Source organism: Microcoleus sp. S36b_A4, assembly GCF_036700645.1.
GTDB lineage: Bacteria > Cyanobacteriota > Cyanobacteriia > Cyanobacteriales > Microcoleaceae > Microcoleus.
Map to the genome: position 1 here is coordinate 1 of NZ_JAUBPI010000152.1, position 8,666 is coordinate 8,666.

At 45.6% G+C, this 8,666-nt stretch carries 12 protein-coding genes; 6 read left to right on the top strand and 6 right to left on the bottom strand.

Features of this window, described 5'->3' with window-relative positions; all coding sequences use genetic code 11:
- Positions 1-350: 350 nt before the first annotated feature.
- A complete protein-coding gene (locus QUA03_RS27440) occupies positions 351-1,313 on the bottom strand; it encodes a glycosyltransferase family 9 protein (protein ID WP_333056982.1) in 963 nt (320 codons plus the stop codon).
- 172 nt (positions 1,314-1,485) lie between these two features.
- Between QUA03_RS27440 and ispD the strand changes: the two genes are divergently transcribed.
- On the top strand, positions 1,486-2,172 hold the full coding sequence (ispD, locus tag QUA03_RS27445) for a 2-C-methyl-D-erythritol 4-phosphate cytidylyltransferase (protein ID WP_333216679.1): 687 nt from the start codon (positions 1,486-1,488) through the stop codon (positions 2,170-2,172).
- Positions 2,173-2,327: 155 nt separating this feature from the next.
- On the opposite strand, the gene QUA03_RS27450 is transcribed toward ispD, so the two are convergent.
- From QUA03_RS27450 to QUA03_RS27460, 3 genes are read right to left on the bottom strand one after another with little or no spacing between them, the layout of a single operon-like run.
- Positions 2,328-3,065 (bottom strand): SDR family oxidoreductase, encoded by a 738-nt coding sequence (locus QUA03_RS27450; protein ID WP_333216681.1) that lies wholly within the window; start codon positions 3,063-3,065, stop codon positions 2,328-2,330.
- Positions 3,066-3,074: 9 nt separating this feature from the next.
- Entirely contained in the window at positions 3,075-3,566 is a 492-nt protein-coding gene (locus tag QUA03_RS27455) for a carboxymuconolactone decarboxylase family protein (protein ID WP_333056926.1), read from the bottom strand.
- A 13-nt stretch (positions 3,567-3,579) separates the two neighbouring features.
- Complete coding sequence (locus tag QUA03_RS27460) at positions 3,580-3,822, bottom strand: SDR family NAD(P)-dependent oxidoreductase (RefSeq protein ID WP_333216683.1); 243 nt, start codon at positions 3,820-3,822, stop codon at positions 3,580-3,582.
- A 176-nt stretch (positions 3,823-3,998) separates the two neighbouring features.
- On the opposite strand from QUA03_RS27460, the gene QUA03_RS27465 reads away from it, so the two are divergent.
- Both QUA03_RS27465 and QUA03_RS27470 read left to right on the top strand, forming a co-directional pair.
- Positions 3,999-4,934, top strand: coding sequence for an AraC family transcriptional regulator (locus QUA03_RS27465; RefSeq protein ID WP_333216685.1), 936 nt, complete (start codon positions 3,999-4,001; stop codon positions 4,932-4,934).
- A gap of 59 nt (positions 4,935-4,993) precedes the next feature.
- On the top strand, positions 4,994-5,317 hold the full coding sequence (locus QUA03_RS27470) for a hypothetical protein (protein WP_333216687.1): 324 nt from the start codon (positions 4,994-4,996) through the stop codon (positions 5,315-5,317).
- A gap of 152 nt (positions 5,318-5,469) precedes the next feature.
- On the opposite strand, the gene QUA03_RS27475 is transcribed toward QUA03_RS27470, so the two are convergent.
- On the bottom strand, positions 5,470-6,402 hold the full coding sequence (locus tag QUA03_RS27475; protein WP_333216689.1) for a LysR family transcriptional regulator: 933 nt from the start codon (positions 6,400-6,402) through the stop codon (positions 5,470-5,472).
- A 261-nt stretch (positions 6,403-6,663) separates the two neighbouring features.
- Between QUA03_RS27475 and QUA03_RS27480 the strand changes: the two genes are divergently transcribed.
- The 3 genes from QUA03_RS27480 to QUA03_RS27490 all read left to right on the top strand — a co-directional run bounded on the left by QUA03_RS27480 (position 6,664) and on the right by QUA03_RS27490 (position 8,486).
- Positions 6,664-6,957, top strand: coding sequence for a hypothetical protein (locus QUA03_RS27480; RefSeq protein WP_333216691.1), 294 nt, complete (start codon positions 6,664-6,666; stop codon positions 6,955-6,957).
- Between the two features lie 119 nt (positions 6,958-7,076).
- Positions 7,077-7,340, top strand: a complete 264-nt coding sequence (locus QUA03_RS27485) for a hypothetical protein (protein ID WP_333216694.1) — start codon at positions 7,077-7,079, stop codon at positions 7,338-7,340.
- 81 nt (positions 7,341-7,421) lie between these two features.
- A complete protein-coding gene (locus tag QUA03_RS27490; RefSeq protein ID WP_333216696.1) occupies positions 7,422-8,486 on the top strand; it encodes a tetratricopeptide repeat protein in 1,065 nt (354 codons plus the stop codon).
- On the opposite strand, the gene QUA03_RS27495 is transcribed toward QUA03_RS27490, so the two are convergent.
- Positions 8,468-8,666 (bottom strand): hypothetical protein (locus QUA03_RS27495; protein ID WP_333216698.1); only part of this gene is annotated, 199 nt, incomplete at its 5' end. The two genes, QUA03_RS27490 and QUA03_RS27495, sit on opposite strands and share 19 nt — an antisense overlap.

The window sequence follows — 8,666 nt, forward strand, 5'->3', positions numbered from 1 at the left end:
AATTTAGTCTAGAACCACTATTTTTAGGGGTGAGAGGTGAAGCCCTTTATTGATTCGCCAACAGTCTCTTGAAATCGCGTCTACACAAATAAAGTCCGCCTACGCGGACTGAAGAGAAGAAATGCAAATTTAGGTAAACTCATCATTCTAAAATAGATTGTTTGCCTAACCATTCAAGGAATTACAGCAGATGATGGAGCTTGTTGAAAAACGAAGAGCGAAAGAGGAATTACCGAAAATGATTCCTCGTCCCCAGGCTGCGCCTCCTGTGAAAGCCCGATAAGCGAGGCAGAGCCTCTAGATATGGGTTCCCAGGCACAGCCTGGGAACCAGCTAAGATATCCTAGTTCTTAGCCGCCCCAAACCTTCTTTAAAACATCTTGAGGAGAGATGTCTGCCATTTTGCCAGTAGGAGATTTAATGCCCAAAAACCGATCGCTCTTTGGCAACAATTTCGCCGGTTCAGTCGGCCCGAACAAAGCTATTGTATAAGTTTGAACCGCCACAGCTAAGTGCATCGGCGCACTGTCAGTACATATCATCAAATTAGCAGCAGCAATAGTCGCCGCCAACTTGCCGACATCATCCGGCGAGATAACTTTTACATTTGGACATAACTCGACTAACTTTGTCACGAAGTCTGCATCTTCGGGGCCTTTCACAACAACAACGGGCAAATTCGGCTGCCGCTGCTGACAATCTTCAATGATTTGCTTCCAGTTGTCTGTAGGGTAAATTTTGTCAATACCTTTAGACACAGCTAATTGACTCGAACCGCCGTGAATTAGAATGTAACCGCTTTCTTTTACGCCCAACCGCTGCTGTTCGGCTTCCGCCCACTGAATGTCCTGTTTTGGTACATTAATTGCGATCGCCGGACAAGGATTTGTAATGTTAAATCCTTGCAGCAAATCGTGGTACATTGAAGCGGCGTACTGTTCAGTTTTCAGCGGTACAGCAGCAGTGAGAAATCGAGCACCGTTGGTTCCAGAATAGCCAACTCTCTGCGGAATGCCGGTCAGCCACAGCAGCAGCCCTACAGTCCACCGCTGGCCGAGGGAAATAACTGCTTCGTATTCGCGATCGCGAATTACGCCCAGTAAATTGCCCAAATCTGCCATAGCGTTGCGGTCTTTGAAATTGTACGTCAAGACTTCTTTGACGGATTTGCAGACTCGGTAAGCACCCTTTGCCCTCGGTTCCACGATGACATCAATTTGCGCGTCGGGATAAGACTGCTTGAGGTCATCAAGAGTGGGGAAAAATAAAATTTGGTCGCCAATCCCGCCAGGGACAAGTGCTAGTATTCGCATCATAAACGATCGGGCTATTATTGATCGAGGTAGCTCTCAGAGATCGGCTCTCAACTATCAGCTTATAGTATTTCTAGACCTTAAAAGCTACTGGCTGACAGCTAAACAACTGACTCAAAAGTACAGGACGCTCTTATTATATATATCTAGTTGGGTTAAAAACGGTTAGTAAATGCACTTATTAATTCCTGCGGCGGGTTCGGGGCGACGGATGGGGAGTCAGCGGAACAAACTGCTGCTGACTTTGCTCTCTAAACCATTGCTGAGTTGGACTTTGGCTGCTGCTGAAGCTTCGCAGCACATTAGCTGGATTGGTATCATGGGCCAGCCAGACGATTTTCCTGATTTTAAAGCCATTCTGAGCGATTTATCTTTGGTTAAGCCCGTGGAACTGATTAAAGGTGGCGCCACCAGGCAAGAGTCAGTTTACAACGGTTTGCAGGCTTTGCCGCCCAATGCCGATCGAGTGTTGATTCACGACGGCGCGAGGTGTTTGGCAACTGCTGAATTGTTCGATCGATCAGCAGAGGCCCTCTTGACCTGTCCGGGCTTGATTGTTGCCGTCCCGGTCAAGGATACGATTAAGGTCGTAGATGAGCGTCGGATCGTGCGAGACACCCCAGACAGAAGCAATTTGTGGGCGGCCCAGACTCCCCAAGGATTTGAAGTGAAATTGTTAAAGCAGTGTCACGAAGAAGGGCGACAAAAAGGTTGGGAAGTAACCGACGATGCGGCTTTGTTTGAAAAATGCGGTTTACCAGTGCAAATTGTGGAGGGGGAAGAGACGAATTTGAAAGTCACAACACCCGTAGATTTAGCACTAGCTGAATTTATTTTGCGGCAGAGATACGGGGAATAGTTTTAAATTGTGTAAGGGAAAATTGGGAATTGGCAATGGGAATTGGTAAGCTAACTAAGTCCTCATAAAAACTCATAATCCCCAGATACCCGACTTTTTAAAGAAGTTGGGTATCTGATAACCCTCGCCTTTTAGATTTAATTAAATTGACCTACTTAGTAAGGGCTGGCTGTTGGTCGGACGATAATTTCGCTAACATCAACATCGTCAGGTTGTTCGATCGCAAATACAATCGATCGCGCGATCGCAGCAGCAGGAATAGATATTTTGCGAAATTCTTGCATTCCCGATTTTGCAGTTTCATCAGTGATGCTCTCGGCTAACTCAGACTCCGTTACTCCAGGAGAAATCACCGTCACCCGAATGTCGCCCCCAACTTCTTGTCTCAAGCCTTCTGAGATGGCTCCAACGGCGAATTTAGTAGCACAGTAAACAGCAGCAGTAGGAGAAACCGCGTGTCCGCCGATCGAGGAAAGATTAATAATCTGACCAGATTTTTGTGCTTTCATGACAGGAAGTGCCGCCGCGATGCCGTACAAAACACCTTTGATATTGACATCAATCATTTTATCCCATTCCTCAACTTTCAGTTGTTCGAGTGCGGATAGAGGCATGATGCCAGCATTGTTAATCAGGACATCTACCCGATCGAACTTGCTCTGGGCAAATTGAACGAGATCCTCCATTTGACTGCGTTGCGTGACATCGAGAGCCTGGTATTCGACTGTTCCACCCTCCGCACGAATGTCCTTGGCGATCGCTTCTAGGCGATCGGTGCGACGTGCACCCAAAACCACTCGCGCGCCGTTTTTAGCAAGCAATTTAGCAGTGGCTTCACCAATTCCGCTACTCGCTCCAGTGATGATAATAACCTTTCCATTTAAGTTTGACATTGATATCTCCTATTTTTGTGATGTTACTGGGAACTTGATATTATTTTCCTGAAACAACTCTTTGAGAGTTCCTGCTGCAATCAAGGCGCGGGGAAAGCCGGAAGTCACTGTGGTAATATAAATAACTTCCATCAGTTCTTCCGGCGTAGCACCGTAATTCAAGGCATATTGAGCGTGAACTTTGAATTGCGGCATTGTGCCTTGTGCCGCAAACCCTGCAAGTGATATAAGCTGGCGGGTTTTATTATCTAGCACCTCACGAGCCCAGATATCGCCTAGGGAATATTTGAGCGTCATGTCAGCAAGTTCTGGGAAATCTTTTTGAAGCTGAACAAAATGCGGCGGCAAACCTTTTCCACCTGACAAACTATTCAGAACTTTTTCGCCCCGCTCTTGACGTGTCATTGTTTCAGAAGGTTGTAGAACTGTTTCTGGCGATCGGGTAGGTGAAACCATAAATATTGCTCCCGCTACGGTGAAAGTTAAAAATTGCTTGTTCATGATTTTGCCTCCCTTATAGATTTGCTAATATTTTCCTTGAAGTGAGGTTGATTTTAATTAAAGAAACATATTGCAGTGCAACAGCTTTAGCCCCGATCGCTTCGATCGCAGATACGACATTTTGGGCATCCTCCTCGCTGTTGTGATATGTCACGATGACATCGACTCCTTTTCTGGCAAGGGTCAAAGCGGTATTTTTGCCAAGTCCTCGGCTCGCCCCTGTTACCAATGCGATTTTTGTCTTGTCTTTCGTCATTGCCTTATCCTTTTACTGTTTCATTCAGATGTGTTCATCCTATGAGTAAAAGCAAGGGTTTTGAATACACAGACCTCGCAATTTATTGCCTAATCCTCCAAAGCAAGATTTTATGAATGGATAAAGATGTTCTATAATGCTTAAAAGATAATGATTAAATTAGTCGAGAAAACCACATGGCGATTGAAATAATCAACCAAGTAATAAATCAAGATGCGATCGCTAATCAATGTAAAGAATTGGCGGCATTAGTAACTCGACACACTGAAGGCAAGGGGAACGGTTTTCATAAAACAGCTATAGATAAGCTGGAATTTACGCGAGAATCTTCAGTTACCGCCGCACTGCACGGTGTCTATCAACCTATTCTCGGCATCATCGTTCAGGGCAAAAAAGAAGCGTTGCTGGGTGAGGAAACCTATCGTTATGGCGCGGCTCAATATCTTGTGATCTCAGTTGATTTACCTCTGAGTGGATTTATTGTAGAGGCCACTCCAGACAAGCCGTATTTAGGATTCAAGTTGAATTTAGACCCACGCCAACTCTGTGACATTATTACTGCCCAAACCAGTCCAAGCGCCAGTAAGAAAGAAAACTCTGTCAGAGGTTTGTTTGTCAGCAATGCCGATGCACCATTACTCGATTGCGCCCTCAGACTGACACGACTTTTGGATACGCCGCAGGATATCCCGATGCTGGCACCGATGATTATCCGCGAAATCTATTATCGTCTTTTAATGGGTGAGCAAGGCGAAGCTGTGCGCCAAATCGCAACATCTGGCAGCAATATGCAGCGCATCGCTGAGGTGCTCAAACTGATTAAAACTGATTTTGCAAAACCGATGCGGGTTGAGGATTTGGCAGGACAAGCCAATATGTCTCCTTCATCTTTCCATTACCATTTCAAGGAAGTGACATCGATGAGTCCACTTCAATATCAAAAGCAATTAAGACTATTAGAAGCACGTCGCCTGATGCTTGCCGAAAACTCCGATGCGGCAAATGCTGCCTATCAGGTGGGTTATGAAAGCCCCTCACAGTTCAGCCGCGAATATTCTCGTATGTTTGGTGCGCCGCCGATCCGGGATATTGAGCGTTTGCGTACTGCTTGAGCGTCACTGTTTCGACTATATTGGTTTTGTTCCGTTAATACAAGTGGAGGATGAAAGCAATGCAATATAGCGGCAAATGGCGGATCACAGAGATGGCAATGTGGGATAGTGATTATTTGGACATGGAAGTTGAAGCCTATATCGAGATTGATGAAGCAGGTTCGGGAGAATTTCAATTCGGTTTAGTATCAGGTGACATTGACGGCGAAGTCGTAAAAGATGGAAAGGATCAGCGATTTGAGTTTACATGGGACGGTAATGATGAGAACGATCCTGCATTTGGTAGCGGTTGGCTCAAATTAAAGGATAAAAACTCCATAGACGGTCGAATCAAATTCCACCAAGGCGATAGTTCTAGTCTTGTTGCAAAACGCATGAAATAGGAAATCAGCGATCGTACTATTTTATGCCATTTTTTTAACCGAAGATGAACTCAGATAAAATGCCATCCGCGTTCATCTGTGTTCATCTGCTGATATCGGCGGTAACAAAATCCCCATCTAACCAATAACCAATAACAACTGACTGAGGTTTCTCATGAAGGATTAATCGGAAAGTCACCCTCACTATCAACCTCTGGAGCACTTTTAACTAAATCCAAAAACGCAAACACGGCCGGAATTAACAGCCCATCCCTCAAAACAGCAACCCCGATTACCCTCTCAAAATCCGCCGGTAAACTGCAAACTTTCACCGAAGATGGTATCGGTTCCGCGGCCAAACGGGGCAGAATAGCTGCACCCAAACCTTGCATCACCATACTGACAATTGTTGAATCTTCGCTGAGTTCGTAACCGATATTTATGGGAAAATCTGCAGTTGTCAAATACTTACGAAGCGGTATCGAACAAGCATTTTCTATCGGCTGCAAAATCAGCGGATAATTCGCTAATTCTTCCCACGTAATCTTAGCACTTTTACATTGCGCCTTCGGCGGCAGCAAAACCAAATATTTGTCCCGCAAAATTTCCCTAGTTTCAAATTCATCGGAGATGGGAAGAGAGACAAAACCGATGTCTGCTTTGCCCGATCGCAAAGCCTCTTCCACAGCTTGGGTATAATAAACTTCGGTAATGCTAACCGTAATTTTGGGAAAGCAACTGCGAAATTTAGCAATAATACCCGGTAGGATATGAGTTGCGACACTCCGAAAAGTAACTATCCGTACCTGGCCTCCCTGCAAACCTTTTTCTAAATCCGCTTCTTTGACCATTCTTTCTAAGGCGCAGGCTATTTGACGCCCGTGACTCACTACCCTTTCCCCCACCGGCGTCAGTTGAGCACCGTGTCGCCCCCGGTGGAACAGTTGCACTCCCAATTCTGTTTCTAAAGAGGCGATGGCGTGGCTGACTGCGGATTGGGACAGTTCCAATTGCAAAGCCGCCTCGCTAAAGTTTTCACAGTCTGCTACAGCTATCAAAGCTTGAATCTGAGAGAGTTTCATCCGCCGCGTATTGATTTCGTTCATAGCGTTTGTGCCAGTAGTACCCAAATTGTCACAAGGGCTTCGATATATCGATTTTATTCATACAACCTATGCAAGTAATGCTTTGATTGTCAATTGCCTGAGAGTTAAAGTTAATTTATCAGGTAACAGATAGACTTTTACAGAAATTGCACGACAACCATATTGTGCTGTAATTGCGATGAAATTATTGCAGTTAAAAGCTATTTCTTGTGATTTTATGGGTGCAGTTTGTGTAGGATTTATCACTTTAAGGTGTTGGCTATGTCTACTTACAAAAGTCGAATCAACCCCCGAATAATGATGTTTTTTTGGATAGCCGATCGAGCTAACCCATCCGAAAAACATAAAGGGCTATCTCTCTTTTTAGCTATAAAAAAATTTGGGCAGTTTTTGCTCTACCTCATTTCGAGTGAGGACGAACTGAGAATTTGGCAGACGTGCGATCGCTATGGTAACACTTGGTGGCACGGTTGTGATCGGGCGACTGGTCGTTCTACCTGCGTGGCGACGGATGATGAAATGCGCGCTTGGCTCGATCGGCGTTATTGCCAATAGTAGTGTGTGGGTTGCGTGGAAAAGAAGTGAAATACAGCCCTCGATTAGCAATTACCAATTAGCAATTACCAATTAGCAATTACCAATTAGCAATTACCAATTAGCAAGTAGGAGATGCTATGCTTCAAATATCTTCCGAATGTGCAGCGCCAGATCGCATTATTCTGATGGAAAACGAGGTATACCGATTGCCTCAAACTCATCGACAAATTCAAGTTTTGTCAGGAATTGCTTGGATCACGATTGACCAACAGGACATCATCTTGCAAAGTTCTGAAAAAGTATCGCTTCCACCCAGCAAAAACTTTGCTGTCATATCCGCTCTCAACAATATGCCGCTGATTATGGCCGTCTGGCAAGACAAAAACCCAGTTAGAACCTAGAAATTGAGAAAAAAATTGGCAGGAACACCCCAAAAAGCTCTATCTTAATAGTTATCACTTAGCTATTGGAGGACTCGATCGGTGCACCGCCGCTCTTACCACTTCAGCTATCTCGCAGCTATAAGTATTGTCTTATCGCCCGCACTCAGCTTGCTGGCAATTTCAGACGCCCGCGCTTATGCCCCAATTATAAATGCGAGGCGCACCCAAGCGAGCGAGTTCGCTCAGGCAACAGACCCCAAAATGCAAGCAGACGAACTCTTTAAAACAGCAGTAAAACAGCACCGCGAGGGTTTGTTTCGAGAAGCAATCCAGAATTTTGAGCAAGTTTTGGCAATTCGCAAGCAACTAGGCGACAAACCGGGAATCGGAGAAACCCTCAATAATATGGGGGAAGTTTATGGCGAAATGGGTTTGAGGCCCAAAGCTTTGGAAGTTCTGCAGCAAGCTTTAGTCATTCACCGAGAAATCAGCGGAGGGCGTCGTACCGCGCGCACTCTCAATCTCATAGGTTTCGTCAACCGGATTGGGGACAATTTTTCCGAAGCGATGAAACTGCACCAAGAAGCTTTGGAACTGGCCAAAACTACCGACGACCAAATTGAAATTGGAGAATCCCTCCACAACATCGCGGCCGTGTACGCAGAACAGGCAGATTACGCCAAGGCGATCGAATTTTACCAGCAAGCGCGGACGATTCGCACGGCCGCCGGCGATCGGCGCGATTTAGGCCGTACCCTCAATAACATGGGCGGCGTCTACTACAACATCGGCGACTTTAATAGAGCGATGGAATTTTACCACCAAGCTTTAGCAATTCGCCGGGAAATCGGAGACCGGGCTGGCGTCGGCCGCCTCCTCAACAACATGGCACTTACCTCCCGCAAACTCGGCAAAGATACTCAAGCGCTGATTTATTTTCAGCAAGCAATACCGATGTTAGAAGCAATCGGTGACAAGACAAGTATCGGACGCTTGCTCAACAATATGGGCGCAATTCATGAAAGTCTCGGTCAAAATGCTCAAGCTCTCGAATCCTACGAGGAAGCTTTAAAAATTGCTCGTGAAGGCGGTGACAAAGCCGGAGAAACTACAGCGATGGAGGGCATTAAGCGATTGTCTTCCAGTCAGCTTGTACCGCAATAAGGAGATTTAAGCGGTTCCGCATCGGGCGTGAAGATTGGAAGCGATCGACTTTGGCGACGATTTGGCATTGATCTGCAAGTCGTTGTATAATTAATTGCCAAAAATACAGCACTTTGCTTAACGATTAGGTACAATATTAGAGGTGGTAAGAAAGAGAAAAATGAAACCCTACTCCCTAGA

Excerpts from the sequence above, each read along its gene's own strand:
- QUA03_RS27465 (WP_333216685.1), top strand. The coding sequence starts at position 3,999 with ATGGCGATTGAAATAATCAACCAAGTAATAAATCAAGATGCGATCGCT.
- QUA03_RS27470 (WP_333216687.1), top strand. The coding sequence starts at position 4,994 with ATGCAATATAGCGGCAAATGGCGGATCACAGAGATGGCAATGTGGGAT.
- QUA03_RS27480 (WP_333216691.1), top strand. The coding sequence starts at position 6,664 with ATGTCTACTTACAAAAGTCGAATCAACCCCCGAATAATGATGTTTTTT.
- QUA03_RS27475 (WP_333216689.1), bottom strand. The coding sequence starts at position 6,402 with ATGAACGAAATCAATACGCGGCGGATGAAACTCTCTCAGATTCAAGCT.
- QUA03_RS27485 (WP_333216694.1), top strand. The coding sequence starts at position 7,077 with ATGCTTCAAATATCTTCCGAATGTGCAGCGCCAGATCGCATTATTCTG.
- QUA03_RS27440 (WP_333056982.1), bottom strand. The coding sequence starts at position 1,313 with ATGCGAATACTAGCACTTGTCCCTGGCGGGATTGGCGACCAAATTTTA.
- QUA03_RS27455 (WP_333056926.1), bottom strand. The coding sequence starts at position 3,566 with ATGAACAAGCAATTTTTAACTTTCACCGTAGCGGGAGCAATATTTATG.
- ispD (WP_333216679.1), top strand. The coding sequence starts at position 1,486 with ATGCACTTATTAATTCCTGCGGCGGGTTCGGGGCGACGGATGGGGAGT.
- QUA03_RS27450 (WP_333216681.1), bottom strand. The coding sequence starts at position 3,065 with ATGTCAAACTTAAATGGAAAGGTTATTATCATCACTGGAGCGAGTAGC.
- QUA03_RS27460 (WP_333216683.1), bottom strand. The coding sequence starts at position 3,822 with ATGACGAAAGACAAGACAAAAATCGCATTGGTAACAGGGGCGAGCCGA.